The sequence below is a fragment of the Xanthocytophaga agilis genome (assembly GCF_030068605.1).
GTDB lineage: Bacteria > Bacteroidota > Bacteroidia > Cytophagales > 172606-1 > Xanthocytophaga > Xanthocytophaga agilis.
Genome location: NZ_JASJOU010000004.1, coordinates 395,390 through 421,807, shown reverse-complemented (window position 1 = coordinate 421,807; position 26,418 = coordinate 395,390). Strand labels below are relative to the sequence as shown.

General features: G+C 39.0%; 27 protein-coding genes and 1 pseudogene. 16 read left to right on the top strand and 12 right to left on the bottom strand.

Annotation, left to right across the window (positions count from 1 at the left end):
- Positions 1 to 78: 78 nt before the first annotated feature.
- From QNI22_RS14975 to QNI22_RS14960, 4 genes are all read left to right on the top strand, one after another.
- Positions 79 to 264 carry a hypothetical protein gene (locus tag QNI22_RS14975; protein WP_314511746.1) on the top strand — a complete coding sequence of 62 codons (186 nt, stop codon included), beginning with the start codon at positions 79 to 81 and terminating at the stop codon, positions 262 to 264.
- A gap of 45 nt (positions 265 to 309) precedes the next feature.
- A complete protein-coding gene (locus QNI22_RS14970) occupies positions 310 to 573 on the top strand; it encodes a hypothetical protein (RefSeq protein ID WP_314511745.1) in 264 nt (87 codons plus the stop codon).
- A 102-nt stretch (positions 574 to 675) separates the two neighbouring features.
- Positions 676 to 1,182, top strand: coding sequence for an N-acetylmuramoyl-L-alanine amidase (locus QNI22_RS14965; RefSeq protein WP_314511744.1), 507 nt, complete (start codon positions 676 to 678; stop codon positions 1,180 to 1,182).
- A gap of 12 nt (positions 1,183 to 1,194) precedes the next feature.
- Positions 1,195 to 1,581 carry a hypothetical protein gene (locus QNI22_RS14960; RefSeq protein WP_314511741.1) on the top strand — a complete coding sequence of 129 codons (387 nt, stop codon included), beginning with the start codon at positions 1,195 to 1,197 and terminating at the stop codon, positions 1,579 to 1,581.
- A gap of 108 nt (positions 1,582 to 1,689) precedes the next feature.
- Here QNI22_RS14960 and QNI22_RS14955 read toward each other — a convergent pair whose 3' ends face one another.
- From QNI22_RS14955 to QNI22_RS14940, 4 genes are all read right to left on the bottom strand, one after another.
- A complete protein-coding gene (locus tag QNI22_RS14955; protein ID WP_314511739.1) occupies positions 1,690 to 2,412 on the bottom strand; it encodes a hypothetical protein in 723 nt (240 codons plus the stop codon).
- 61 nt (positions 2,413 to 2,473) lie between these two features.
- Positions 2,474 to 3,046: a hypothetical protein gene (locus QNI22_RS14950; RefSeq protein WP_314511736.1), complete on the bottom strand. Its 573-nt coding sequence runs from the start codon at positions 3,044 to 3,046 to the stop codon at positions 2,474 to 2,476.
- A gap of 67 nt (positions 3,047 to 3,113) precedes the next feature.
- Entirely contained in the window at positions 3,114 to 3,629 is a 516-nt protein-coding gene (locus tag QNI22_RS14945) for a hypothetical protein (protein WP_314511734.1), read from the bottom strand.
- Positions 3,630 to 4,022: 393 nt separating this feature from the next.
- Positions 4,023 to 4,337 (bottom strand): hypothetical protein, encoded by a 315-nt coding sequence (locus QNI22_RS14940; RefSeq protein WP_314511733.1) that lies wholly within the window; start codon positions 4,335 to 4,337, stop codon positions 4,023 to 4,025.
- Between the two features lie 315 nt (positions 4,338 to 4,652).
- On the opposite strand from QNI22_RS14940, the gene QNI22_RS14935 reads away from it, so the two are divergent.
- A complete protein-coding gene (locus tag QNI22_RS14935; protein WP_314511732.1) occupies positions 4,653 to 5,600 on the top strand; it encodes a Cif family virulence factor in 948 nt (315 codons plus the stop codon).
- Positions 5,601 to 5,707: 107 nt separating this feature from the next.
- Here the strand turns inward: QNI22_RS14935 and QNI22_RS14930 are convergent, their stop codons facing one another.
- The 4 genes and pseudogenes from QNI22_RS14930 to QNI22_RS14915 form a co-directional block, all read right to left on the bottom strand.
- The gene (locus QNI22_RS14930; protein ID WP_314511730.1) at positions 5,708 to 6,139 is read right to left on the bottom strand and encodes a MarR family winged helix-turn-helix transcriptional regulator; all 432 of its coding nucleotides are present in this window, start codon (positions 6,137 to 6,139) and stop codon (positions 5,708 to 5,710) included.
- 26 nt (positions 6,140 to 6,165) lie between these two features.
- Complete coding sequence (locus tag QNI22_RS14925) at positions 6,166 to 6,666, bottom strand: GNAT family N-acetyltransferase (protein WP_313976512.1); 501 nt, start codon at positions 6,664 to 6,666, stop codon at positions 6,166 to 6,168.
- A 377-nt stretch (positions 6,667 to 7,043) separates the two neighbouring features.
- Complete coding sequence (locus tag QNI22_RS14920) at positions 7,044 to 7,892, bottom strand: CheR family methyltransferase (protein WP_314511728.1); 849 nt, start codon at positions 7,890 to 7,892, stop codon at positions 7,044 to 7,046.
- 115 nt (positions 7,893 to 8,007) lie between these two features.
- A pseudogene (locus QNI22_RS14915) lies at positions 8,008 to 9,600 on the bottom strand (methyl-accepting chemotaxis protein); the annotation flags it as partial.
- Between the two features lie 868 nt (positions 9,601 to 10,468).
- Between QNI22_RS14915 and QNI22_RS14910 the strand changes: the two are divergent.
- The 7 genes from QNI22_RS14910 to QNI22_RS14880 all read left to right on the top strand — a co-directional run bounded on the left by QNI22_RS14910 (position 10,469) and on the right by QNI22_RS14880 (position 14,780).
- Positions 10,469 to 11,050, top strand: coding sequence for a leucine-rich repeat domain-containing protein (locus tag QNI22_RS14910; RefSeq protein WP_314511725.1), 582 nt, complete (start codon positions 10,469 to 10,471; stop codon positions 11,048 to 11,050).
- A 142-nt stretch (positions 11,051 to 11,192) separates the two neighbouring features.
- Positions 11,193 to 11,576: a hypothetical protein gene (locus QNI22_RS14905; RefSeq protein ID WP_314511723.1), complete on the top strand. Its 384-nt coding sequence runs from the start codon at positions 11,193 to 11,195 to the stop codon at positions 11,574 to 11,576.
- 43 nt (positions 11,577 to 11,619) lie between these two features.
- A complete protein-coding gene (locus tag QNI22_RS14900) occupies positions 11,620 to 12,264 on the top strand; it encodes a hypothetical protein (RefSeq protein ID WP_314511721.1) in 645 nt (214 codons plus the stop codon).
- A gap of 301 nt (positions 12,265 to 12,565) precedes the next feature.
- Positions 12,566 to 13,051 carry a hypothetical protein gene (locus tag QNI22_RS14895; RefSeq protein ID WP_314511720.1) on the top strand — a complete coding sequence of 162 codons (486 nt, stop codon included), beginning with the start codon at positions 12,566 to 12,568 and terminating at the stop codon, positions 13,049 to 13,051.
- A gap of 266 nt (positions 13,052 to 13,317) precedes the next feature.
- Positions 13,318 to 13,806, top strand: a complete 489-nt coding sequence (locus QNI22_RS14890; protein ID WP_314511718.1) for a hypothetical protein — start codon at positions 13,318 to 13,320, stop codon at positions 13,804 to 13,806.
- 15 nt (positions 13,807 to 13,821) lie between these two features.
- Positions 13,822 to 14,166: a hypothetical protein gene (locus QNI22_RS14885; RefSeq protein WP_314511717.1), complete on the top strand. Its 345-nt coding sequence runs from the start codon at positions 13,822 to 13,824 to the stop codon at positions 14,164 to 14,166.
- 131 nt (positions 14,167 to 14,297) lie between these two features.
- Positions 14,298 to 14,780 carry a YybH family protein gene (locus tag QNI22_RS14880; RefSeq protein WP_314511716.1) on the top strand — a complete coding sequence of 161 codons (483 nt, stop codon included), beginning with the start codon at positions 14,298 to 14,300 and terminating at the stop codon, positions 14,778 to 14,780.
- Between the two features lie 226 nt (positions 14,781 to 15,006).
- On the opposite strand, the gene QNI22_RS14875 is transcribed toward QNI22_RS14880, so the two are convergent.
- Positions 15,007 to 15,462, bottom strand: a complete 456-nt coding sequence (locus QNI22_RS14875) for a hypothetical protein (protein ID WP_314511715.1) — start codon at positions 15,460 to 15,462, stop codon at positions 15,007 to 15,009.
- Positions 15,463 to 15,646: 184 nt separating this feature from the next.
- Positions 15,647 to 16,489 (bottom strand): DUF3667 domain-containing protein, encoded by an 843-nt coding sequence (locus QNI22_RS14870; RefSeq protein ID WP_314002293.1) that lies wholly within the window; start codon positions 16,487 to 16,489, stop codon positions 15,647 to 15,649.
- Between the two features lie 292 nt (positions 16,490 to 16,781).
- Here QNI22_RS14870 and QNI22_RS14865 point away from each other — a divergent pair, with 292 nt between their 5' ends.
- A complete protein-coding gene (locus tag QNI22_RS14865) occupies positions 16,782 to 18,968 on the top strand; it encodes a TonB-dependent receptor plug domain-containing protein (RefSeq protein ID WP_314511714.1) in 2,187 nt (728 codons plus the stop codon).
- A 326-nt stretch (positions 18,969 to 19,294) separates the two neighbouring features.
- On the top strand, positions 19,295 to 19,564 hold the full coding sequence (locus tag QNI22_RS14860) for a hypothetical protein (protein ID WP_314511712.1): 270 nt from the start codon (positions 19,295 to 19,297) through the stop codon (positions 19,562 to 19,564).
- A 60-nt stretch (positions 19,565 to 19,624) separates the two neighbouring features.
- Here QNI22_RS14860 and QNI22_RS14855 read toward each other — a convergent pair whose 3' ends face one another.
- Complete coding sequence (locus QNI22_RS14855; protein ID WP_314511711.1) at positions 19,625 to 21,736, bottom strand: hypothetical protein; 2,112 nt, start codon at positions 21,734 to 21,736, stop codon at positions 19,625 to 19,627.
- A gap of 229 nt (positions 21,737 to 21,965) precedes the next feature.
- On the opposite strand from QNI22_RS14855, the gene QNI22_RS14850 reads away from it, so the two are divergent.
- Together QNI22_RS14850 and QNI22_RS14845 are read left to right on the top strand one after the other, a co-directional pair.
- Positions 21,966 to 23,072: a helix-turn-helix domain-containing protein gene (locus QNI22_RS14850; protein WP_314002300.1), complete on the top strand. Its 1,107-nt coding sequence runs from the start codon at positions 21,966 to 21,968 to the stop codon at positions 23,070 to 23,072.
- Positions 23,073 to 23,153: 81 nt separating this feature from the next.
- Positions 23,154 to 25,190 (top strand): DUF4932 domain-containing protein, encoded by a 2,037-nt coding sequence (locus QNI22_RS14845; RefSeq protein ID WP_314511709.1) that lies wholly within the window; start codon positions 23,154 to 23,156, stop codon positions 25,188 to 25,190.
- Positions 25,191 to 25,803: 613 nt separating this feature from the next.
- Here QNI22_RS14845 and QNI22_RS14840 read toward each other — a convergent pair.
- Complete coding sequence (locus QNI22_RS14840; protein WP_314511706.1) at positions 25,804 to 26,325, bottom strand: hypothetical protein; 522 nt, start codon at positions 26,323 to 26,325, stop codon at positions 25,804 to 25,806.
- Positions 26,326 to 26,418: the final 93 nt, after the last annotated feature.

The following is a 26,418-nucleotide window of genomic DNA, read 5'->3' as shown; positions in this document are numbered from 1 at the left end:
GTCACAAGATTCTTTCAGAAGGACAGGGAAAGAGCTTTTAGAAGGACAGTGGAAGTGTATTTAACCCAAATAACCCCTATGGCAAAATCAATATACGATTACCTCCAGTTTGTGTTAGACAACTGGAAAACCTCAACCCTGGGTTTATTTACCTTCTCAGGATACATTCTCTGGCTGATGAATCGCATCGACACACAATCGTTCGTTTCGCTGCTAGCCTTTATTTCAACAGTCGGTTTCTTCTCCATGAGAGACCCCAAATAACGTTACTCATTCACAATCTAAACCACCAAAACACAGCTTGTTTCTATGTCTGCTACCTCTGCTTCCAATATATCAGCTCTTGACCAAAAGTTGCTTATGAAAAACCTTACCCTTGCCAACGATCACCTGGCTTCCGAGAAAAAACGGCTTGAAAACGAAAACCTACACCTTCAGTATAGGCTTAGTAACCAAGAGATGGAAATGGAAACACTCAGAGAGCGAATCGAGGAGCTGGAAGGCGAAAACGAGGTATTGCATACAGAAGTCACCGAGCTGAAGGAGACACTCAACAACCTGCCATCAGCTTAACCACTATTCCATTTCCCGTCGTTGCGTGTTCTCACCAACGACTTGTTTCCCACCATTCAGGTTGGTGATACTATAAGATAACTATTCTCTAACTACAAGCCTATGCACTTTCAATACCTGATCATTCACTGTACCGCCACTCCTGCCGGACGCTGGGTTTCGCCAGAAGACGTCAAACGTTGGCACACTGCACCCAACCCCTACGGCAACGGCTGGAAACAAGTCGGCTACTCTGACCTGATCCTGCTTGATGGCTCCCGTCACCAGTTCATTAAACACAACAATGATCAGATTATAGACTCGTTCGAGATCACCAATGGTGTAACAGGCATCAACTCTATCTCCCGCCATCTATGCTATGTAGGCGGTCTGGACAAAACTTTAAAACCGGAAGACACACGTACCCTTCAGCAAATCGAAACGATGTTAGCCATTATTCATGAGGTGCTTACCTACGCCCCTCATGTAAAAATTGCCGGACATAACCAATTTGCCAACAAAGCCTGTCCCAGCTTCTTTGTCCCAACCTGGCTCAAACAGGCAGGCATTCCCGAACACAACATTGAATGGAGAGGCTCAGTACCAGCTAATAATCATGTAACACAGTAAACCAATAGTACGATGACAAGGACTTACACTCGCAAAGACGACAAAATTAAGATTCGCAGAAGAGATCACATTTATGGCTTTCTGCTGATAGACGGCTATGCCTATGAGTTTAACCGCTATTACCTCCCACTAGGAGAACGCCAGAGCCGCATACCCTATGAGGAATGGAGAGACCTCATACGCAAACAAGCACGCTATCGCCTTGAGATTTCGAAAGAGGAAATACAAAAACTCACACCTTTCTTCAAAGACAAAGCAGGTTTTCAACCAACCAGCAAGGGACTATCTTTTGAAGAGGACAGATGTTTCTATCTCTACAACGATGGCTGCCTCCCCGATAAAGCAGTCCACCGAAAGAAATATGAAGCACGCCTGGAAGCGGTATTGCAATTTGCCTAAAGGGCACTGGTGACGGTATAAAACAACAGGTTCGGATGTGTGTCCGAACCTGTTTGGTTTTAGTAGTATTATTCTCTCAGAAACTAAGTAATCATTTATTGAGAGTTATTATCTCCTTAACGTTCCCTGATCAGAGACAAGAATTCCTCCTGCTTCCTCCTTCCATTTGAATGTATATACTTTCATTAACTCCATATCTACATAGCAGTCAAGCTCTGGATTAAATACTTCATCCAATTTGATCTTCAGAATTTTTTTATCTGGTTCATATGACCAGAATCCCTTTGCCTTGTTTACTACAGAACTATTTACAATCTTTTGCAAACTAACCTCTTGCCCTTTAATACCTCTAAAGAAAAACTTAAAGATTGTATCCCCTACACTCATTTTATAAATTCCGGAAAGTTGTTCAATACCATCTTTTTTTATTTTTCGATCTACTACTATGAGGCAATTAGCATCTAATGATACATTTGCTTTCATGCGAACAAGCTTTTGGGATTTAAAATCTTCCGATTGCTTTATCTCAGCCAAATTAATCTTATAAATACAAGAATACGACGCTTTGGGACTTGCATCAGGAGTAAGAGAGAAGTCAAGAGTTTTACTACGTTTCTTCTTTATCTCCTTTCCAGACAAACATAGTGAGTAAGTTCGGGTAGAATCATAGGTAATAAACCTCTTTTCATTAAATGACTTTCCATTTGTAGTATAATAAAGTTTATTATTTTTATCTGCATCATATCCATAGATTTTCCCCGATAATTCAAGCTCTTGACCCCAGCAGTAAAAGGAGCAAAGAATAAATCCAAACAAAACACAAACTCTCATATGTTAGTACGAAATTCGGCTTATACTCATTCTTCATGAAAATATTTTCATATCTAGCATATCAAAAATTTAGTGCTAAATCCAAAATAGTTGCCTGTAGAATCATGTTCTCCAACATAATCTCACTAACAGTTTGATTAGCCATACTACTATCAGAAAAAACGCAATTTTCCTTACAAAAATGAGAATCAATAATAAAATACAAATTCTTATCCTGTCCCTCTTCTAACAACTTTGCTTTAAGAAGAACAGCAACAAAATTTTTGTATTTCAATTTATTAAAATTCATCCGTGCTAAAGAGACTATCTTATCATCTTTTCGACATGGATCTACCAGATTGATAGTATAGCCAGGAACAAATCCTCCAGCAGCAATGATAAACTGATTATTAATGTTAGTAAAGTCTGATATATAGTAATTCAAATCTCTTATAGCTGCACTATCTACTCCCTTCACATTTTCAGCAATTTTCTTGAGAAGATTCAATTGAGACTCTACTATAGAATACATTAACCGCACAGAAACATCCGAACATCGATTATTGCTTTTTACAGCATCAGTATCCTCCTGACAAGAGAAAAATAAAAGCACAAAAATCAATATATATGTTAGCTTACTTTTTCTTAACTCCATACTATCCTGTTTAGTTATGGCCTATACCTAAAGGCGATTAAGTAGCTTAATGGGAACTGTTATTCAATTAGATCTCATCATTTTTCCTTTGTAAAGAACTAAATTTTTCAATAGCCTTTACAACTATCAAGGCTATTTCTTGCCAATCCTCATGAGGTTTATTGTGCCACTGGAGACGAATGGATTGCTGATGATCATATAAGCAGACTTCGTAGGACGTTCCATCCAGACTAAACATATCACTTTCAGGAATTCCAATTGTTATTTTTATTGCCTTCAGTGTATCTACCAGACTTTTTAATTCATTTGACGGACATTCTAAAAGGTCATATCCAGGGTTTAGAATATATCTTTCTCCTTCAGCAAACGTGCTTTCAAACAAAACATACGTTTCACCCTGCTTTCGAATGTCCCACAGCTTATTATCTTCAAAAGAAGGTCTGAATACAATCTGTAGAATCTTCTGGCCAATGCCACGCCAGCCTATATCCTCATACATAAACCGTTTTTCAGAGAGCGCTGCTTGTTTTTCTTCCTTGTCCCGAAGTTCTTGTAAAAACTTCTTTCTTTCTGATTTATTCATTTTTGTTGATGATGGCTAGCTTGTGGGTAAATGCAGCGGTTACTTCAATTATGTTTATTTCTCCTTTATACATTACTGTATTTCATAATCTTATCTATGCGAGTTGTAGCTCTTATCCTGTTCCATAACTTTTTCAATTTTGAAGGTTTTAGTAAAAACCTCTCTTTTTTGTCCTCCTGAAAGAATCTTGTGACAAGACTGGCGGCCTTTCCGACTGGAGATATATTTTTCTCTCAAAAACTCAACATGGCTCTATTTGTCACGAGATCCTTACAGGAGGACAGAAATAGTGTTTTTTCTTTATTTACAAACCACTTTTCCATAAAAGATATGGACAAGATAAGGTTGTAGCCTTGTCTTGATTAAGAAATTACATACTTACACAGATACACCTTAATCCAGTTCTTCAGCTGAGATTTCCATTGGCTTTCCTTTTTGCCTATAACGCCAGCCCTCATTTATAGCCTTCCTGATACACTTTTCAATAAGAGACGGCGTTATTTGTTTTATCAGATTGGGGTTCCCAATACTCTGCAATCTTTTATACCCAGTGTTGATTAATAATAGTTGTCCACCTTTCATATACTGAACGGGGACAATCAATGGACCTCCGATTTCCTCTAGTACGGAAATTCTCTTCCGAACCCTCCACACAAAAAGTTCTCCATTTATAGTAAGAGTTCTAAATCCTTTTTTAGGTAGTGTCATTTTTAAATGTTTGCACGTATTGTACTACGTCTGCTCAATAGCCAAATTATATACCTTGCTATTGAAAGGAAAGATTGATGTAGTCTACATTAATGCGATAAATCAATTACAAGTAAACCAATAAATAGTTGCTAACCATTATCTGTCGTAGCTGTGATGTGTCATAGCCGGCAGCACCGGGAAACCTTTCCTTTCGTCAATAAAAACGGGTAATTGATACACCCCTGTCCTCCGTTAGTCAATCTAATTTCCTCATGAGTAACGGCTTGGTACTTTTGAGTAAGTGCAAATATACTACTCCACTTTATCACACATATGAAACTGATCAGAATACTACTAATTATCATGTTAGCAGGTGCTTTACCTATTGATGTAAAGAGCCAACGTATCACTAAGAATGTAGATGCTTCCCGAGTAGAACTGGAAGCCATAAACAGTAGAATAGAGCAGCTATATGTAACGGAAAATGTGAATGCTTTGACCAGCTTATACGCTAGTCAGTTTACTTTTTTTCCTGAGTATAAGCCTGCCATTTTTGAATTGAAAGCATTAAACCAATTTTTTAAGGACTGGTTTACGGCAGGAGATATGAAGACATACAAGAAAAAAATAACTACTGTGGAGATATATTCTGGTCATTTACTCGAATTAGGCACTTTTAGTTTCCATTACTCATCCACTAAAAATCCACAAGGTGAATACAAAGGACATTATATGGTCTTATGGAAAAGCGACAACAATGGAAAATTGAGTATTCTATCAGAGACGTTTGGAGCAGACACCTATATTGAACCTGAAATTGTGCCGTATGCGGATGTTCAGGTTGAGGAAACGAACTTCACCGCTATAGCTAAGGTAAATAAGACATTGTTGGCTGAAATTGAAGAATTTGACGCAGTGGTGTTAAAAGCCGTAGCGAATGGTGACGGCAATGCGAGAGCTGACGGATTTACACAGGACGCCATCCTTCTGTCAAACTTTGATTCGATTCGGGTAGGAATGGATCATATCAGGCCGAAGATGCTCAAAACCTATACACCAGACATATCCTTTCGTGTAAAGCACTATTATAATCGGATATATGATCTTGGGGAGTATGTTTTTGTAACTGCTCAATATAAAGGCGGGTGGGGCGATTCAGCCAAAGGAGGAAGATTCAAAGGCAATATGTCTAATCTTCTGAAAAGAACACAAAACGGAAAGTTATTGATGCACAGACAAGCTGGAAACAGAGACAGCAAGCTAGTGCTATTCGATAAATAACAATCACCTGATCAGACAGGTAGACAGAAATACTCTCGTATATCGATTCACCCCTTCCTTGGCTTGTGTGGTTAGTTAACAGGCAGAAAGTATTCCTGCATCCAGCATCAATCGCTCAGTAACGTCCGGATAGCCTGCATGTGCCCTACCAGTTGTTGCTGCTCTTTGCCGGTAAGTTTGTTGAGGAGTGTTGCAATCTGCTCTTCGGATGAAGCATTAAGTTTGTTAAAGAGTGTTTGGCCTGTAGCTGTCAGTGAGACCAGGGTGATGCGGGCATCTTCACTGGATACCTGCTTTGAAATAAGGCCACTTTTCTCGAACTGCTTCAATACCCTACTCAAGTATCCTTTATCAATCACTATATTAGACATAATCTGAGAGGCGCTAACAGGTTGAAGACTATGAATCTCATACAGGATACGTGCTTCCGCCAGTGAATAGTCACTGTCCAGCAAGTGGTTATTCAGCAGGCCAAGCAGCCCGGTATAGTAGCGGTTAAAGGCTCTGATATCGTCTATGATATGTTGTTTATCTTTCATACAAATCTCTTGTCAGTAGTTGGTATTCAGGCAAGTGTCAGGTCATAACGCCGCTCTGTAAGCGGTTTGTCAAAGCTTTCAGACGGTTTTTCTTCTGTCAGAACAAATCCATAGCGGGTATACAATGCAGTAGCAGTATGTTGCTCATCTGTCGTCCATAAATACGCATGGGATATTCCTTTTTCGTGCATAAAACGTACAAACTCCTGCATGAGGTATTTACCCAGACCGATACCTCTATACTCAGGAAGGAAGATAAAATACCGTAATTGTACCTGTTGTGCACGATGCTGTGCTACCAGGCAACCCACTATTCTACCTTTGTGTTCGCAAAGCCAGACCTTATCCTTAGCAGCATCATATTGCTGACCGAACTCTTTCAATCCATCCAGTACATATGCTTCAAAGTTTATCCCATAGTTACATTCCTTTGCGTACAAATCTCCATGTATATACGCTATATATCCCAGATCTCCGGGCTGTAAGGTGGTCCGGATCTGGATGTCTGCTAATGAAACTGTTGTCATAAAGTTAGTATGTAAGAGATAAATAATTATCGATATAGCTATCTGTAATGAGTACAGGAGCTAAAGTTTGATTGGTATACCAGGCAGAAGTCATCTACAATTAGTTGACTATATCAACTAATACTTCAGCAAAGCACGCAAAAAAGGTTGAAATTGTCAACTAATTAATAAGGAATATATTTTAGTAATACAACATGTATCGTATCCTATGTTATAATGAACATAGTTGGTATTGTTTGTACCAAACCAAGGGCAGCAAGTTTGCGTGATCGCCGTGGTGTGATTGCGAGAAGATAAAAGGAGAGGTTTTATAAGCAATAAGATAACTAGTAAGACAAGTTCTAAGTTATCATGGTAAGAAACATATACCTGGTTACCTATATTTTTCTATAAATAGCCGGTTGTATCTGTTCAAGCGGAAGATTCATGCCAGACGTAGATTCGGAATGGCCAAGCAACAACAAACCACCTTCTCTTAGCTTGGCACACAAACGTGCAATCACCTTTTCCTGGGTAGGCTTGTCAAAGTAGATCAGCACATTGCGACAAAACACAATATCACAATGTCCGGGTATGTCATAGGTACTGTTCATGAAGTTCAGTTGCCGGAAGCTTACCGTCTCTCGTAATTCAGGTACAATCCGGTAAGTGACAGGCTTTTTAGGATCTTTACTGCGTAGAAAATATCGCTGTTGCAGCTGCATGGGAATAGGTGCAACCTGTTCAGGCGTATAGACAGCAGTTGTTGCCAGTTCGAGTACCCGTGGGGATAAATCCGTTCCCAGAATAGAATAATGCAAGGCAGAAGGACAGCGCCTGGCAAACTCATGCATCACCATCGCCATAGTATAAGGCTCTTCACCGGAAGAGCAACCCGCACTCCAGATTCGTAAAGGTTGCTGACTGGATACATAAGGACATACCTGTGGCAGAAAATACTGGGTTAGAAAATCAAAATGGGCAGACTCCCGAAAGAAATCGGTTTTATTGGTAGTGACTACATTAACAAGCGGGATAAGCTCATTCGCTTGTCCCTGCGAACTAAACAGATAGTTACAATACTGATGGTAAGAGGACATACCCAACGCCTGTAACCGCTTTTGCAGTCGGCTTTCCAGCATAGGTTTCTTTAAAGGATTCATTCTAATTCCGTACTGACCAAAGATAAAATGACTTAACTTGTCAAATTCTTTTTCGGTTAGTCTGGCAATCTTCCATGCTTCCATAGTAGTAAAAAGGAAACACCAACAGGCTTATTTCGTAAGACAAAAGATATTTTTTGAGTAATTGGAGGCCGTGTGTGCCTGTACCGACAACAGGCCTCCAACCGGAACTTATCGTTTAAAATCGTTCATAATCTGCATCTGAAACCTCGCTATGTTCATGCATATCCAGCGTTACACCCTTGGATTTGCCTTTTTTAGGTAACGTTGCATGAGAACTACCTTTAGTCTTGCTAGTGCTGGTGCTACGTGAAGTATGCTGTTTTACCGAACCGATGTCAAAGAATGCGATGGCTTCTCTTAATTGCTCTGCCTGCACAGATAATTCTTCGGAAGCAGCGGCATTGGACTGCACTACCTGACTTAGCTGCTGAATAGCATTATTGACTTGCTCTGCACCTGAGTTTTGTTCCATGCTTGATGCTGAGATTTCCTGCACCAGACGAGACGTCTTTTGGATATCCGGTACAATCTGTTCAAGCACTTTGCCTGATCTTTCAGCAATTTCTACACTGGATTTTGATAAAACGTCAATTTCTATTGCTGCCAGCTGACTTCTTTCGGCTAGCTTACGTACTTCAGCAGCTACGACCGCAAATCCTTTTCCATGTTCACCCGCACGGGCTGCCTCTACTGCTGCGTTCAGCGCAAGCAGATTGGTCTGACGGGCAATCTCGCCAATAATGGAAATCTTATCCGCAATCTGTTTCATAGAATTTACCGTCTGATTCACAGCCTGGCTTCCTTCACGAATGTCTTCCGAAGCTTTCTGAGCGATTTTTTCGGTTTGCTGCGCATTGTCTGTATTCTGATCAATATTGGAAGCCATTTGTTCCATAGAAGAAGAAACCTCTTCTGCGGATGCTGCCTGTTCTGAGGCACCTGCCGCAATCTGCTGGCTGGCAGAAGCAATACTTTCAGAGGCAGTAGAAACATAAGACAATACGTCTTTCAGTTTGCTGGTCATAGCCCGCAGGTATTCAATCAGCTCACCCAGTTCGTCTTTACCGGTTTGCTTGATCTGAATAGTAAGGTTCCCTTCCGAAAGAGCTTTGATTGCTTCTTTGGCAGTGTTAACCGACATGGAGATCGATATAATAATCCATAAAGAAAGTCCAACAGAAGCAATTGTACTGAATACAAGCAGATAGGTCATATTGCTCTGTCCATCTGCATAAATCTGATTGGTATCCGCATCAATCTTAGCTAACTCTGCTTCATTGTTTCTAACCAGTTTGTTCATAACAGCAATGGCTTCATTAGCAGTAGTATTGGCAATACCATTAGAAAGTTCAAGGGCCGCCTTGTTGCTGGAGTCTGTATTAATGACTACTGCCAGTGTTTTCACTCTGCCATAAATTTTCCGGTATTCATGCCATTTTACCATGAAGTTATCTACATCCTCTTTGCCTTGCTGATCTACCAGTCCCTTTAACTCGTCCAGGCGTTGCTCCATCTCCTCTATTCTTTCTTCTCCCTCTTTTGCCATTTCCTGTAATACTTCAGGCTTGGTAATGATGATCAGATTTTTTTCATTTTTAGTTATGTACTGAAGATCTTCTGACAGTTTTCCCGCCAGCTTGATTCGGTTTGCATGTGTTTTTATAATGATTGTTACCCAGTTATTAAGGGCATTGGCATTTCGATTTCCTAAGTAGAAAATAAAACCACTTGCCGCAATTAACAGTGTAAAGGCAATAATCAAGCGTGCTTTGATAGAAATTTGCATAGAGTAGATAGTATAATATATCAGATGATTATAATATAGACGTGTGGGATCACTTGGGCTTCTGTATGTAAAGCCCAATACCCGTTAGTGATTGATAGATAAGCTCAATAGAAATACCATTATTTTTATGGAGATAATTTTACAACTATTAAAGAAGACATTCAGATACAGGCTAAGACCATTGTCTGGAGGATTTAGACACTGTTAGCCTTAGAGATGTTTTTCAGCCATTCTTTTTGTTTCTACTTTTAAAATTAGCCCCTTTCATGTAATCTTTGTGTAACGTATTTGTATCAGGGCCAAGAGTATCAGGTACTTCTTTCTGCTATCTACACCTGTTGACTGTGCTGATTTCGTTATGAAATTACAATTCTCCGGAAAAGATCAAAAATACAGACAGGAGGTATGAATGTAAGAAGGATATGTATATATCACAATGTATTCCCTGCAATACGAAACGGCTTATTCAGGAAGGAAATTACCTACATTCTCAGTAATTAAGTTGTGTAACAAAAGTTAGAGAACAACTACAGGTGTAAAACAAAAATAGATAGTTACAATCACGCAGAAATGCTTAAGTAGTATTCTGTTTGGAATATATCACACTAAAAGTCAGACAATTAGAACAGAACATTATCTTTCCAACTAACAGTATAAACTATATCTGTGGATGCAAGTTGAAAACAACCCTTCCAAATATCATATCTAAACCTACCAGGTAAGTTTTCATCCTTCATTTTACAAAAGAGTATAACACAAGGTGGATAACGATAAGAAACAGACAGGCTATGGGTTAGAAGCAATACAATAAACAGACAATTTACTATAATTCTAGCATTGATTAGTATATATGGAGAATGAAATAGAAAATCTGAAACGGTTATTACTTTCTACAACGGATGAAAATGTGAAGTTGGGATTAACGATCTGGCAAAACAATGCAGGTTTAGCAATTACTTTTAGTAAAAATGACCGAAAGCATATCTATAAACGCATCGCAAAAAACAAAGAACTTGTTCTTTATTGTTTAGAATCTGACTTCCCCGAACCAATACAAAGAATACAAAAACTGGAGCTTAGACATTCCAATCTGAAAGACCTTCCTGCTTCCGTAGCTAGACTTCCCTATTTGAATGAGTTGGATCTCCGATATAATGAATTGCAGGTAGTACCGGAAGTTGTTGGGAAATTAAAAAGTCTAAAAAAGCTGGAATTGGGAATGAATGAGTTCAGTCAAATTCCTGAAGAAGTATTCCATCTCAAAAATCTGAGGTATCTGTGCTTTTGCAGTAATTCAAATTTTAAGTTGGATATGGATAGCCCTATCACTCAAATGGCTAAAATAGAAGTGCTTTGCATAAGTGACGATCAGCTTTCTGAAAGGTTAAAAGATAAGCTTAAAGAGTTGCGGCCTCAGATTGTCTTTAAATAGTAAATAACCTACTACTAGCTTATCACTGCATTGGCAAACTACCGTGCTCTTTTTGGTAGCCGGTGTCAGCCCCATTTCCAGGCAGTTATGCTAGTGTAGGCGAAGCCTATGAAAAACAACAATCAGGTTCAAAATACTCTTTATGAAGAACATCTTACTTATACCTATTCTATGCTTGTTGGTAGTTTCTGGATTTACAGCTAAAATTTATTTACCTAAAAATGTCAGTTTATCATTCGTCGATTTAAAGACAAATATGAAAGTAACTGATTATGAGATTACAACTTCTTCTAATCCATATGAGGAGGAAGAAGGAACTCGCTTTAGTAATCGTCCGGTATATCATTCCTCTAAAAATGGTACTATCGCCATTCCTGTGAATGTATTTTTTAAAAGATATCTTAAGAATAAAAATAAGGTTAGCAGTGTTTATGGAATATTTAGAAAAGATGGCTATAGAGAAACATTTTTTAAACTTCCAATAGCTGAAATAGATACTATTATCTTTGTTGAACCATTGAAATAGTACTAGTCTATTGTTCAAATATCGGCAGTGACAAACTTTAAGTATGAAGCAGCTATTCTCTATTATCTTATTTATTGCTTTTTCATTAGTATTTAATGCTCAGAAAGAACAATATGCCTATTTCAAATTTGATCAGACCAAGGAGCCCTATTTGCCCTATTTTGTTAGGATAAATGATGATATTCTTTCGTATGATAAGAAAGTCCATAAGGTAAAAATTAACCCTCAAAAGCTGGATATTCTTGTTTTTGTATTTAATAGGATAGAATTAGAAGATTCTGATCCTTATTCCTATATAGTCAAGTTTCGTCCTGGAGAAACCTATATTATTAAATCTAAATATCCCGAGTTTGATCTATATCCGGTTTCGGGGAAAAAACAGGGATTTGTAAGGTTTGCAAAAACAAATATATCTGATTCATTAGTCGTATCTAAATTTGGTAACGTATTTCAGGATACAGTTAAAACCAATGGATTTACAAAATACAAAGCCCATCCTAAAACTGCTTTTCACCATGAAGTAATTTTTTATAAACTGTCTGAGTTAAATGAACGGACTCCAAGAACACCACCGCTCGACAGTATGTATATACTTTTTCTTCATGGAGAATATTATAGTGTGATGTATGACGGCAAGCTTACCAAATTATTGATTACTCTAGATCCGTCTCCTGGTAAGCCGAAATAACTGTAACTAAGATGGCCTTTCCTGGAGGTTTTTACCCGGATCACAAACATAGAATTAGGTTGATAAAGCTACCCTTCTGAATGATACAAAAAAGCAATCTTGTATGAATCACAAGAAAACTCACAAGTTCAAATTCCAAGAGCAGAACTACTAAATGGCTTTTAATCTAACATTTACACTTTCTTTGGTTTCTATGTTTTTATTTGTATGTATATATACAAATAAAAAACCTTCCTACATATCCACTCAAAATAAATATAAAGTAGACACATCCTATATTAAAAAGGAAAACTTCAAATTTATGGTTGTATCTAATTATATTTTTAATGAAAACCAGGAGAGGCCTATATATTTTTCGCAAACAGTAGGTTTAATCGTTAATGGAAAAGTCTTGTATTCTCAGAAACATGATGGAAGATATGCTTCTATAAAAACAAAATCAGGTACACTCAAATATTTGGATAATTTTATTTTAGAAATTGGAGTATACAAAGCTAATAACCAAAACTACTTTGCAGTTGAAGGTTGGGGAGGATGCAATTCTTGTTCCCTTTATTATTTGCTTATAGATCAAACAGGTAAAGTAGTCTATAAGTTATTTTGGATTGAAAAAACTGAAACGATTTATAGTAAGTTTGGCAGCATAGAAAAAGTATTTAAGAATGAAAATGATCGAAGTAGATATCTTCAAAGAAAATACTTTTATAAAGAACCTATATGTCATAAGTGTCTTCAATCAACGAAGAAGAATTTATTTAACGATCCATATAATCCACAAAGTGACTGATGTTTTAGATAAAGATATTACTGTTAATAACCATATAGAGGAACAGGTTTGAGTATCCACTCGAACCTTCTTTACATAGTACTTATTGCATTACAACAAATACGCCTATCTAAAATCTATACGAAGCTTTGTAGACTGCTCTTACTTATGCTACCAAATATCTTTTATCATACAAACCTGCTTTCATAAAACGCCCCTACAGAATGATTGCCTAATTGTAGGGTTGACGATGCTCAAACATTCAGCAATTGAAAAAATAAACTCTTATGGAGTATAAGTATATAATCTTTAACCTACGCAAAAACAGAAGCGAAGAATATAGCTGGGACAACCTTCCTGACTGGTTTTGGAGTTTATTTATTGACAATCTGGGAAAGTTTGGTATTACAAAAATAGGATTTGAAAGAGTTGTAGATCAGAAGGATATGGATAAATCTGGCCTACAGGACTATTTAAAGGAAGCAGGAAAATTAAAGTATGATCCTTTTCATACGCGAAACGAGAGTTCTATACAGGGATTTTATTTAACAGAACAATTAAAAGAGAAACTTAAAACTATTCCTCTTGTGTACTTTAATGCAATAGAAGAAGATTTACCTTTTGATGAAATCATTTTCTTTAAAGATGACAGTGAGAAGTTTTTGGTTGTTCCTTATGAGAACTTCGTCATGTTAAAAAACTTTTCAGAATCCGAATATGACATCCTTATGTCAATTGATAAAAGGTTTATAGGAAACATTGATTCTTTTAACTAAGTTATTTTCCTAACTATGAGATTACAAGTATTGGTTGCTAGCCTAATGGTATTTTTTTCCTGTGCGGATAGCTCAAAAAATGAATGCATGATAGACTTGACTGGTTACAGATTTTCATCAGTTACATATTTTAATAAAGCGACATTCAATATCAGAGGATATGATGTTGTTAAGTATATAATGAATTCTACTACCATTAAAGGTCCTGTAAAAGGGTCTATAGTTAAAGAACTCAAACTTGTTCATAGGACAAAAAATGATACAATTTCACTAACTGTTTATGGGGATGATCATAGATATTTTCGTTTAGGGAAATGTTTTTATGAAGCAGACCAACCTATTCTTCCGCAAAACCTCTGAGTTGTGTTACTCTAAAAAAGTGATGAGGCAATAAAGAATTCAAACTCCTATCCTATTCCGATTCATACAATTTCCAGACTGTTGTTCTTTCTATGTTTGTGGTAGATTAAAACTACTACAAACATAATACTATGAGAAAGAACACCTGGTTTATCATTGCATCCCTTATAGGGCTGGCCTTTATACAGTATGGCTGTCAATCGGCTCAGTCCAAAACACAGACCGAGCTGGAAGAAGCCAGAAAGGCTATAGCAGAAAGCAACTCCATCTATTTTCAGGCCTTTACCAAAGGAGATTCCTCTATTTTTGTTGAACGCTATGCAGATGATTGCTGTATCCTTGCTCCCAATTTGCAGCCTATTTGTGGCTCCAAAGGGGCACTTGAATTCTTCCAGTTGGCCTACCACCAGATGGGTCTTCGCAATGGCAAGTTTATTACGACCAAAGTGTATGGTTTGGGTGATGACTATGTAACAGAAGAAGGCTTATGGCAATCATATGATGCCAACAATGCTTTGATGGATGATGGCAAATTTCTGGTACTCTGGAAAAAGACGCCCAAAGGCTGGAAGATGTATCGTGATTCGTTTAGCAGCAATCACCCAACACAGTAAAGTAGATTCTTTTCAAGTTTGAGGGAAGAATCTCGTTTCTCTTCCCTCTCACACTCTCTGTCTTTGTGCAAGGGAATTTCCCTCTCTGTTTTCCTGAAGAGACCACTCTCCTTCCTTGTCCTTCTGAAAGAATCTTCCTGCTACGGCGTGATAACTAGGGCTATATGTAGCTTATAAGAGAATCTATTCGAGAATAAAAGATCGGTAGTCTTGCTTATTGCTGGTCTCAAGGATTGTCCAGCATATATTTCCAACCCCATTCTTTAAAATAAGCGTTAAGACTGTTAAGCCGCTCATAGCAAAACTCGCCAAAATAAAACCCCTTACTGGCATACGCCTTTCTACAAGAGAAACATATTTCAAAATAGGCAAATGGTGTATCAGACTCATCATAGAATATGATTCCATGATGAGGTTCATAACAGAATGCTTGTTCCGCTAGTGTTCCGTCTTTCGGAGTTATTCGTTTATAAAAAAGATTCAGAAAGGAGTTCATTTCCTTACCCGTTAACTCCTTTCGTTCCTGAACAACAGAACTATCCAAACTAACTAACAAGCTGTCGGCTTTCCAATCCCATATGCTTACATATGTTGGTTTTATCTTCCCTGTATGTTTATATATTTCTATATCTATCTTATTTTTAGGCATTACCTTCACCCTATTCACAAAACTAATCACCACAATTTTACGAGTCCTCTTCACTAATGAAACCGTATCCAGTGACTTTACCTGTGAGCAACTTTTGAAAATATCCTGATAAATCTGAGAAAAAGTTTTTGGAGAGTATAGAATCAGAAAATGCTCAGAAGTAGCTTATTAGTCATTTTGGAGAATAGAATGTATATATAAATTCATTGAAGACCAATTATTGCATAAGTAGAGCCCCATAGATAAATCCTACAATTCCCGCTAATAGAAAGAATAGCATATAAGCTATTACATAGTTTATCAGAGATTTAAAAGCGGAAGCAAAATAGCTTTTCCTGTAAAAAAACAATGCGCCTACAACTGAATAGTATATAGCAGCAATGGATGTAGATAGTACGCTATCTATGATAAAGTGTGTTGGAAAATATAGGTATAACAAATAACCCGGAATAGAAAACAGGGCGCTCTGTGCCATTGTATAGGTATTCATTAGCAAATGCTCCGCATAGGTGTATCCCTGCTTTCTAAAAAACACACTGGAACCTAAGGCCAGAATTGGAATCAGGATAGCATACATGAATTGAGGATTCTGAGTAATAAATTGCTGAAACTGCTGAACTCTTGCGTTGGCTGTCTGATATTTTTCCTGCTGTTTTTTATTTTTAAAAACGGGCTTTTGCGTTTGTACCTGTTCTGTCATCTTCTGAGTAAAGGCATCCATATCCAGTATGGAAAATCCTATAAATGTACTGATACCTAACCAAAGCAACAGATATTTAATGGGATTGGTGTATATAATCCTTCTTCCTGTAATGTAGTCAGCTATTACCCCCTGAGGTCGGGTAAACATCTTCGTTGTTGTAAAAAGAAACCCTCTGTCAAAATCAACCAGTGACTCATAGGCCAGTGATAGCAATTCCTTGATTGTTAATCGGGGTTGCAGCTGTCGTTGTCCGCAATGTCCACAGAATGTTTCGGTTACCAAATTGCCACAATTCTTACAGTCGGCAGGTTGAATATCTTTTGAAACAGTGGTTTGTGAGGTTTCAGAGTGTATCATTTTATGTGAGCAGGCTAGTATACTTTCACTGCAATCTAGTAACTATTCTCGTAACTTCAGATAGGCTCCTGTTTTTCCTCCGACGCTGTCCAGTAAATACTCATTTTGCTCTCACTCCAATTCCCGGATAAGTACACTTTTAAAGAAGTGCCAGCAAAACTGATACCCCCAATTACTGTATACATTGGCAAATCCCATTCGTTCATCGAACAACTCAAAATCAGCAAGTCACTAAAATGATTTTAGAGGGATATACCTATACAAAACACCAATGCACACATTAAAACCTTCTATGAAAAAAATCTTCTACTCGGCTTTATTGCTTAGTATATCCTTCTCTACCTGGGCCCAGGATAATGCTGCATCCAATCAATATATAAATATGAGTCTGGAAGAACTGATGAACGTACAAGTTGAATCAGCTTCCAAGAAATCAGAAAACTTGTTTGATACCCCATTTTCAGCCTCAGTTCTTACCAAAGAAGAAATCCGAAAAGCAGGAGCAACCAGCATTATGGAAGCTCTACGTCTGGTTCCAGGTGTGATTGTCCGGGAACAAAGCAATGGCAACTATGACATTCACCTGAGAGGTCTGGACAATGTGCCCCCCAGTTCTTTCTTTATGAATTCGATTAACTCCACTACACTGGTTATGATAGATAATCGTCCTGTATACAATTACCTGCAGGGTGGTACCTACTGGGAGACACTCCCCATTGACCTGAATGATGTAGAGAAAATAGAAGTAGTGCGTGGCCCTGCAGCAGCTATGTATGGACCTAACGCAGTATCTGGTGTTATCAATATTATTACACAGAAAAATGCTGGCAACGTCAAAAATGTTCAGGCAGTAGCCAATGCACAATATGGAAGTCTGAATACCCTGATTGCCAATTCCTCTATAGGACATCAGTTTACCAATAAGCTGTCTGCAACTGTCAGCGGAAATTATCAGTCCAGAGGACGGGATGTATCCTATTATGATCTGAAAACGGACCAGACAGTTGATTCACCCAGTAAGTTAACTCACAATACAATAACCCCGCTGTTTGCCAAACCAGACCGGTCAATGCAGAAGTATGGAGCAAACGCATTTGTTAACTACAAGGAAAACAATAACATACGATTTGATCTGGCAGCAGGGTTACAGGGTTCGGAGGTTCAGAAAGTAAGTGCAGAAAATACGGTAACACCTATGTCTGTTATGCGTTCCAACTCTACCTATGCAGATCTGAAAGGAGTAATTTACGGGTTAACCAGCCAGGTTTCGTATATATCAGGCGAACAAGACCCTATCATCGGTCAGAGAGGTAGCAAATACGCCTTCAGTGCACTGGATGCGGCCTTTGAATATGAAGTTAAATTGAAACACCTCTCTATCAAACCAGGGTACAGTTACCGCAAAGCGTTATACGACGATACTAAATTCTGGAGTGCGGAAAATTCAGAAGGGGTATTAAGTGGCCGATATTACATTACTACGCATGCAGCTTCGGTAAGAACTGAATACAATCTGTTTCAGGATAAAGTACGGCTGGCAGGAGCTCTCCGGATGGATAAGTTCAACTATCCCGACAAATGGTATCTGTCATATCAACTGGCAGGAACCTTTAAACCATCCGATAGCCATCTGTTTCGTGTAGTGTATTCACGGGCTTTCCGTTCTCCGTTTATCTATGATAACTACATTAATCTGGCTCTTCAGGCTAACAGTGAGCAGGTACATTCCACTACGCTGGTTACAGGAAATAAGAACCTTCAGCAGTTGCAATCGGATATGGTTGAGCTAGGCTACCGGAGCAAACTGGCCAGTAACCTTCAACTGGATCTGGAAACATACTATATCCAGACCAGCAATTATACCAACCTGATTGTAGGTCAGAGACAGATACAGCCTGGCGCTCCGGTACAGGTTACAACCTATATCAATGTACAAAACATTCCGCTTACAGTTAACCAATGGGGAACTACACTTTCTTTGAATTATGTACACAAACAGCTTCAGATAAAACCGTTTGTATCCTGGCAGAAAACATTGTTGTATGACTATTCTTATTACAACAACACAGCCGATGGAGCACAAACCTCTGATGGATCTGATCCTGCCACAAATAACATCAACTCAGGAATAGGAACAACCAAAACACACAAAGCAACTCCTTCTGTGTATGGTGGTGCCTTCATAAACTACCAGTTTAATACGAAATTTAATCTGAACATAAATCCGTATTTCTTTACTAACCAGACACTGTCTCATCAAAATGCAAGCTACACTGTTAAATCTACAGCTGTTGATACCTACAAAGTAGATGCAAAAGTGTTTGTCAATGCAAAATTCTCTTACTCACCCAGCAAGGTCGTTACGATCTTTGTAACAGGCAGAAACCTTCTCAACAAACGATCTGCTGAATATTTTCATACAGATGCTATTGGCAGTATGTATCTGGGTGGTATTAATCTCAACCTCGGATCGTTGTAAGTTCTGCTCTGGGCTGAGTACAGAGGATGCTGGTAGTTATCACTATCAGCATCTTTCTTTTTATAGTCCGTCCAAACTTTTAACTTGCCAGTCCAATGTTGTAAGGAGGTATTTCCGGATTCTTTCCGAAAGAGTCGTAATCTACTATCTGTCAGAAAATTTCATTATATGGCTTATCCCGGATTTTGCTGTGAGTTTGTGTTATGCAACTGCTGTCTATGTTTTTGAAAAGAGTATAGACACTGGTTAACTTTTGAGAAATTCCCCTTCCTGAGTTTATTTATAGTTCCTTTCTTCTTTCTTCCACAGGACTCTTCATTTTTTGCTTGTCTTTTCCTACATTGGTTTATTATCTCTTTCTTCACTCTTCCTATCATGTTACTTTTTTGCTTGCCCAAAAGAGGGGCACCAAACGAGAGTTTGGTGAGCCAGATTTGTGCTTTAGCAAAAAAAGGACACTTTTCTCCGATCCTCCTGCCCGCAAGGCCCAAAGCCAACCTCGTGGCGGAAAGAAGGCCAACGCACCTACACTTCCTTTCGCGATTGAAGGTATCTTTACTCTCTTTGTAGCTCCTTTTTTGGGCTTTTTTAAATAGAATGATATCCTTAAAATTCAGGATAACTCATGTAATCCATTACTTATCAGAACATTTTTATCAGGGCATTTTTTGCAGTCCTTCCCATTTCACTTTCCATTTTCCATCTTTGGGAAAACCAGGATTGTTCGTTGCTGCGCCATCATACCCGGCACACATCATAGCAATAGCCGCCAGGAACCCTCCATTTCCAGGAAGATACAATCGCAGGCGTTCATCCTGAAAGTTATGTCCGTTTGGTAAATAGGTGTTGGTTCGGATCGGCATTAGCAGGGCATCAACGGCTTTGTCTGGCAGTCCAAGCCGGGTGGCAGTCATGGCTGTCATCGGGAAGTCCCATCCCCATGTATCCTGCCAGGTCCAGGTGTTCCAGATCAGGTCAAAAGTACGCCGCATAGCTGCTTTATCCAGAAGAGGCGTAACAGGCAGCATTCCCCATGTGCCTAGTACCGAAGGGTGATCGGTTTTATATACAGGGTTAGTATATGAATCAGGGGCACTTTCTGCAGCCAGATATACCCCATTGGCTTCTGGCAGAGGTGACAGCTTAGTTAATACTTCATCCCATTCGGCTTTTCGGGGCATTCCCAAGCGTTCCCGCCACTGCTGAGCCACCGATAAACCCCAGTGCCAGTAAGCCAGTTCATAGGTGGGGTTAAAAGTCTCTTCCGGTTTGTAACGTTCCTGTGCCGGAATCACTCCTTTTCCTAACACATACTTTCCCTTTGCCGGATCAAACCAGGCATAAGAGGCCATAAAATCAGCTGTCGCAAATACGAGATCTTTGTATTTCTCCAGCTTTGCCCGATCCTGTTTATCCCGGTAACACAGTTCTGCAAAATAAATAAAGTGTGGTTGTTGCCAGATCAGAAAAGCGCCTACAGAGGACGGACTTTCCTTTCCTTCCGGATCGGTCATCTTCTGCCAGCGGGCTCCTGTATATCCCTGACGCTTTGCCAGATTTTGTGCTTCCTGATACACCTGCTGATACCAGTTGAGGCTATGTTCCAACAGATCAAGCCGATTCCAGAGTGCAAAATGGATTGCATGCCACCAATGCATTTCCAGATGTGGCTTGCCAAACCAGCTATTGTATGTTAACCCTGTTTCCTGTGGGGGTTGTGAGTTTACACATTGTATCTTTGTCAGGTATTGAGACAAAATGATCCGTCGTTCCAGTTCATGGGCACGGGGGTCTGTACTTCCGGCAAAATCAACAGCCCCTCCCCTGCTCCAGAAGGCATTCCATCCCTGTACACTACTGGCCTGTGTTTCTGTAAAAGAGGGGACATCACTTATAGAAACAGGAGAAAACAAACAGGATAACTCAAATACATCTGCCTTGTCGGCAGGTGAGACTACAAAATAATGTTTTTGTGCCTGAGCAACCCTGGCATTTCCTTTCCATTTCAACAGTGTATAATACGTTGTGGTATCTAACTGATGTAGAATAGAAGCCAATTGTGGCTTTGTAGTTTCTACATTGGATATATGCTTGTCAACTTGTTTATAGTTCGTCCCGACATCAGTCCAATCACCTGTAGGATAGGGAAAACGCAGGTTTACCTTGAGTCGTCCCTGGGCGATCAGTTTGGATTTTATTTTTATACTAACCTCATCCTGTTGTGCATGTCCATATGTCCAGACCACAACGGGTTCTCCTTCTACTGAAAACTGACTTTTAATCTCTCCTGTCCAGGGATTCAGTTCCTGGCGGGTATTTTTAATATCCTGAACAGAGACTAGTGTACCATTCTTTTTGTAGATCTCCAGTCCCAGATTGCCTAGTTGCAGCCGGTGCGGATTTTGTCGAAACCAGTTAGATGCCTGCTTGTTGCGTTCCGGTTGAGACCATTGCACACTATAGGTAACTTTTCGTCCATTCAGGGTATATTCTTTCAGCGATTCGTTAAACTGATAACCGACTGTATCCCGAAAACTATGCCACCCCCACTCAGACTGCGTACCCAGCGGTACTCCTTTGGCATAAAACTCCGGAAAGGTTTGCAGGCCGGTTACATCGACTGTAAACGCAAACTTTCCATTGCCTACAGACAGCGAAGCTAATGTATCTGCTTTTGTATTGATTACCTTGTGTCTTTCGACTACTGCCTTCCTGTTAATAGGAGTCTGGGAAGAAATGGTGGTAACATGCCATAGCAGAACCAGCAAAAAACAGTACTTTACAAAACAGTATGTATGCATGCAATAAACTTTCAATGTATTTCCTGTTTGTATTAGCGTATTCTTCTTTCTTTTTACCAGACCTCTAATCAATTTTCCGGATTTCTATTTGTATCTTGACTATTTTACAATCCGGATGCAGATCTATTCAGTCCAATTTCTTTACATGATTGTTATCTATTTTGCAAAAATGATCTCTGTGTGAGTCATTAAAACTATGGAAAACTGGAAAGCCATGTTATTGCTGGTTGCCTCCTGTCAGGGCATTCTGTTAAGTCTGGCATTACTCACTTCGTTTCGAAAGAGGATAGGTCCTTCTCTTTTTCTGGGCCTTATCCTGTTGATTATTTCGCTCGAACTCCTGAATGATTGGGCGATACAAATTCATTACCATCAATCTCCGGCAGCTATTCCCTTCTGGTTGCTGGAATCATATCTCATCATTCCTCCTTCCCTTTACTTTTTTATTCTTTCTACCACCCGTTCTGATTTTCAGTTTACCCGAAAGCATCTGCTGCTATATGTACCTGCCGTTGCTGAAATTATAATGGAAACAGCAGCCACCATTCGATTCCGGCTCACAAGACAAGTAACAGATCTCTTTCGTATTCCTGCCTGGTTCTTTTTTACAGAGATACTACCTGTTATTGGAATAATAGCTGTTCTCATCTTCTTTGGCAAACAGTTACGTCTTCTTTCAAAAAACCAAAAAGCCTCTTCTCAGACACGTCAGTCTCTGATAAAACTCTATAGCTTCTTTGCCACCTTTCTGCTGCTAAGCATTTTCTGGATAGCGGATGCAGTATTTCTATTGCCTGTGTTTCCTTTTGAGGAAGGAATTATGATTGTATTCCTGTTTACATTAGCCTATACAGGATATTCTAGCTTTACATTCTTTGATACTCCACAAACTTCGGATGTTCCGTTAACAGAATCCGAAACCCAATCTGAATCCCCATTATTTCCGAATTATAATGACAGAACAGAGCTAGCCAGAATGGAAAACTTGTTGAAAGAGACAAAACTATATACACAACCCAAACTTTCACTCGAAGATCTGGCAAATGCCCTTCACCTCCCCTCCCGTTATGTCTCCTATCTGATCAATACGTATCGTGCTACCAACTTTCATTCGTTTATCAATACGCATCGGGTAGAGGAAGTACTACGAAAAATAAATGATCCGGCAGAGCAGCATAAAACTTTATTAGCTCTGGCTCTGGAATCAGGCTTCAATTCAAAATCTTCTTTCAATCAGGTTTTCAAACTCCACACTGGACAAACACCCTCTACCTATCTTCCCAAAATCAGGGAAAAGGTCTGAAAACGCGTTTTTGGACGTCCGAAAAGATGCTCTTAAGCGACACCCTTGTGTCGGATGGCTTTTTTTGCTCATAAAAAACCCATGAAAAAAGCTTCTTACTGCCTTTGTTTAGTTCTGTCTGGCTGGCTCATGTCGTATACAGGTATGAGTCAATCCTCAACCCAGGGTATCTCCCAAAAACGTATTGCGATTGAGTTTAATCATAATGTCGAGTTTCTGGGCTTTGTCTTCTTTCTGGGTTCTTTAGGCTCTCAATACGAACAAACCGAAGACACCTATTTCAATGGAATCAAAAAGAAAGAATGGCATGCCTTTAATCTTAGTCTCTATCGGAAATATAAATCCTATCAAGCCAATAAGGATTTACAAACAGTAGCCCGGTTTATTGAATCACTGGGAGGTAGTAGTCTGATCCGGTTGCTGATTCAGGTACCGGAATTTCCTCATGCCACACTGCCAGCTTCTATGCCAAAAGAAGAAGTGCTGTTTTTCTCTTCCACAAATGATTCGCTGGAAGCTTATTCCCATGCACAGGAATTTTTGCAGGCAGCCAATCGGTTTTACAAAGAGGTGCACTTTGAAAAGTATTTCCAGGAAAATCAACGGCTATATGATCACTCCATGGAACAGATCAGGAAGAATATGCCTCCGGAAGGATTCATTGATGCGATGGAGCAATTTTATAGAAGGCAATTTGATGGCTACCAGCTGCTTCCCAGTCTTACTATTCCGGCAGGAATGGGGTTTGGTCTACAGCTAACAACAGCCGGAAAAACAACTATCCTCAATGCCTTTGGGTCATTTGGCCCTCAGCGGTTTGCCAAAGATTCCCTACCGGATATGGGGTTTGCCAATCCCAAACGTTTGCGTGAACTAAGCATTCATGAGTTTGGTCACTCGTTTGTTAATCCAATTATTGCCGATTTGCCTGCAGAATTGACAGAAAGTACTAAATCTTTATTTGATACGATCAAAACGGACATGGAAGATCAAGCCTACCAAAACTGGAAAACCTGTCTGGATGAACATTTTGTACGGGCTGGCGAAGTTATGATTTCACATAATCTGGGTTATTCCCAGGAAGCAGAGGATCTGCTTCAGTATTACATTACAGGTCGTAAATTCATTTACTTGCCTGTCATTATTCAGGAACTGAAAGTATACAACCAAAATCCTTATGTCACCTATGCTTCCACTGTACAAAAGGCATTGGAAAAACTACAGAAGCAAAGCAATGCAGTATCAGATCGTGCAGATACAAATGGATTGTGGAATTCTCCGGAACAGATACAGTTTCATACAGAGGACATAGATCTATTCTGGAAGGTATTTGACAAAATGTATCCTCGTATTCAGGGCAGCATCCTTCAGAAAGAATACATAGAGGCCGGAAGTGCAGGCTTACAAAACTTTATTAAAAACCGTATCGAAAGTGGTAACAAACTTGCCAAAACAATTCGGAAAGAGTTGGATTACTACCAAGCAATACGAGCCAGTTCACTCTCTATTGCCTCACGCAAAGAACAGTTTTATATATGCTTTCACAATCTGAAACAACTTTATCCCGAAGCTCAGTTTCCGGATGTTTATTTTGTGATTGGCAGAAAGAATACAGGCGGCACTACCTTCAAGGGAGGTTTACTTATTGGAGCAGAAATGTTTGGACAACCCACGGCTACCTTTACCCCACGCATTCCTATTGACTATCTGGATGAACTGATTTCTCATGAACTCATTCACTTCCAACAGAAATATAGCAAAAACAACTCATTGCTTGCTCAATGTATACGCGAAGGGGCAGCCGACTTTCTCGGTGAACTTATCAGTGGGGCACACGGCAATCAGGAAATGTATCACTATGCAGAACAACACAAACAGGAACTATGGAAGGAGTTTCTCGCCCGTAAAGATGACAACAACTGGCAGGGATGGCTATATTATTCAAAAGACACTTCACGCCCTAAAGATCTGGGCTACTGGATGGGTTACAAGATCACCCAATCCTATTACCAGCATGCTACTGATAAGTCACAGGCAATAAAAGATATACTCACTATTCAAGACTTTACAGGCTTTCTTGAAAAAAGTAAATGTGCTGAGCTATTTGTCAACCCTTAAAACACAACCCTTATCAGGATATACATATCTGAACTCTGTTCACATGTAAAAAATATTCGAATTATGGTCAAGCCTATAAGAAAAAATAGACACGCAGGCTTGTTGAGAAAAATAAAAAGTGAACAGAAATCGAATCACTTTTGGTTTTGACCATACTTCCGTTCATTTTCAACTTTGACTGGAGTTCCGGTCGCTTTTTGTTTTGACTGGAACTATGGTCACTTTCCAGAAATATTCGAACTCTGTTCACTTTTATCTTTAACCGGAAGTATGTTCACTTTTCAGAGTGACTGGTATTCTGTTCACTTGTTGGTTTAACTGGAGTTCCGGTCATATCTCTCTGTAACCGAAACTTCAGTTACAATTGATAACTAAAGGATCTTTCCCATCCCTGCCCTCCTGTAAGGCACCCACAACATTCTTTTCTTCCCGAAAGAACTATACTCTCTTTTTGTCCTTCTGAAAGAACCTTCCCGCCCACGCTGATGCGTGGCAGGCAGTTGTCGGGACAGATGTGACAAATAAAACTAATTTTGGTATCTGAGAGAATCTGCTCCAAATCCAGAGGCCGGTCTTGTTACACCTGTTCTAATAAGGGCAGGAAGGTCTAAACCTACTTAGTCTTAACTAGTTTAACAGCTTGACTTGACTTTGGGTTTTTAATTATGAGCGTATCTGATAAGTCTTTTCTAATGAAATAAAAACCAGTACACATACTATTAGTGTTTTCTTGGATGTGCTTAGATATATAATCCGACGAATAATTACTTTCCAAAAGAGGCAAGTGATTGCCATCTTTTGGGTAAAATTCTTTCCCTTTCTTATATAGTTTAAAACTAATAACTACTATAATTTTTGATGAGTCTAATTCTCTTGTTTCAATATCTAAAAATTCTCTTTCTAACCAAGCATCATAAGGAAATAGTTCTAAAGAATCGATCTTTAATGTATCTTTATTTAGAAAAAGCAGTGTTTTATAAAATACTCCTTTTTCTTTTGCGTCCTCTATGGTAGGGCTAATATTAGAGTAATATAAACCTCTTTTAGTACTATAAAAAGAAGCCATGATTGCCAGTAAAATTACCAGACCGAATACGCCTAGAACACCTAAAGTCATAAATAAGATCTTCTTCATAAAGATTATTCTCTCATTTTAACACACCGGAATGTCAATGCTTTTAATTTAAACGTTTTTCCTCATCTTTCCTTCTGAAATAATCTCTCCACA

Bases quoted from the DNA above. Each gene is read 5' to 3' on its own strand.
- QNI22_RS14950 (WP_314511736.1), bottom strand. From the start codon at position 3,046: ATGGAGTTAAGAAAAAGTAAGCTAACATATATATTGATTTTTGTGCTT.
- QNI22_RS14955 (WP_314511739.1), bottom strand. From the start codon at position 2,412: ATGAGAGTTTGTGTTTTGTTTGGATTTATTCTTTGCTCCTTTTACTGC.
- QNI22_RS14935 (WP_314511732.1), top strand. From the start codon at position 4,653: ATGAAACTGATCAGAATACTACTAATTATCATGTTAGCAGGTGCTTTA.
- QNI22_RS14910 (WP_314511725.1), top strand. From the start codon at position 10,469: ATGGAGAATGAAATAGAAAATCTGAAACGGTTATTACTTTCTACAACG.
- QNI22_RS14925 (WP_313976512.1), bottom strand. From the start codon at position 6,666: ATGACAACAGTTTCATTAGCAGACATCCAGATCCGGACCACCTTACAG.
- QNI22_RS14970 (WP_314511745.1), top strand. From the start codon at position 310: ATGTCTGCTACCTCTGCTTCCAATATATCAGCTCTTGACCAAAAGTTG.
- QNI22_RS14870 (WP_314002293.1), bottom strand. From the start codon at position 16,489: ATGATACACTCTGAAACCTCACAAACCACTGTTTCAAAAGATATTCAA.
- QNI22_RS14940 (WP_314511733.1), bottom strand. From the start codon at position 4,337: ATGACACTACCTAAAAAAGGATTTAGAACTCTTACTATAAATGGAGAA.
- QNI22_RS14845 (WP_314511709.1), top strand. From the start codon at position 23,154: ATGAAAAAAGCTTCTTACTGCCTTTGTTTAGTTCTGTCTGGCTGGCTC.
- QNI22_RS14900 (WP_314511721.1), top strand. From the start codon at position 11,620: ATGAAGCAGCTATTCTCTATTATCTTATTTATTGCTTTTTCATTAGTA.
- QNI22_RS14930 (WP_314511730.1), bottom strand. From the start codon at position 6,139: ATGAAAGATAAACAACATATCATAGACGATATCAGAGCCTTTAACCGC.
- QNI22_RS14905 (WP_314511723.1), top strand. From the start codon at position 11,193: ATGAAGAACATCTTACTTATACCTATTCTATGCTTGTTGGTAGTTTCT.
- QNI22_RS14885 (WP_314511717.1), top strand. From the start codon at position 13,822: ATGAGATTACAAGTATTGGTTGCTAGCCTAATGGTATTTTTTTCCTGT.
- QNI22_RS14840 (WP_314511706.1), bottom strand. From the start codon at position 26,325: ATGAAGAAGATCTTATTTATGACTTTAGGTGTTCTAGGCGTATTCGGT.
- QNI22_RS14850 (WP_314002300.1), top strand. From the start codon at position 21,966: ATGGAAAACTGGAAAGCCATGTTATTGCTGGTTGCCTCCTGTCAGGGC.
- QNI22_RS14890 (WP_314511718.1), top strand. From the start codon at position 13,318: ATGGAGTATAAGTATATAATCTTTAACCTACGCAAAAACAGAAGCGAA.
- QNI22_RS14945 (WP_314511734.1), bottom strand. From the start codon at position 3,629: ATGAATAAATCAGAAAGAAAGAAGTTTTTACAAGAACTTCGGGACAAG.
- QNI22_RS14865 (WP_314511714.1), top strand. From the start codon at position 16,782: ATGAAAAAAATCTTCTACTCGGCTTTATTGCTTAGTATATCCTTCTCT.
- QNI22_RS14880 (WP_314511716.1), top strand. From the start codon at position 14,298: ATGAGAAAGAACACCTGGTTTATCATTGCATCCCTTATAGGGCTGGCC.
- QNI22_RS14920 (WP_314511728.1), bottom strand. From the start codon at position 7,892: ATGGAAGCATGGAAGATTGCCAGACTAACCGAAAAAGAATTTGACAAG.
- QNI22_RS14960 (WP_314511741.1), top strand. From the start codon at position 1,195: ATGACAAGGACTTACACTCGCAAAGACGACAAAATTAAGATTCGCAGA.
- QNI22_RS14895 (WP_314511720.1), top strand. From the start codon at position 12,566: ATGGTTGTATCTAATTATATTTTTAATGAAAACCAGGAGAGGCCTATA.
- QNI22_RS14975 (WP_314511746.1), top strand. From the start codon at position 79: ATGGCAAAATCAATATACGATTACCTCCAGTTTGTGTTAGACAACTGG.
- QNI22_RS14965 (WP_314511744.1), top strand. From the start codon at position 676: ATGCACTTTCAATACCTGATCATTCACTGTACCGCCACTCCTGCCGGA.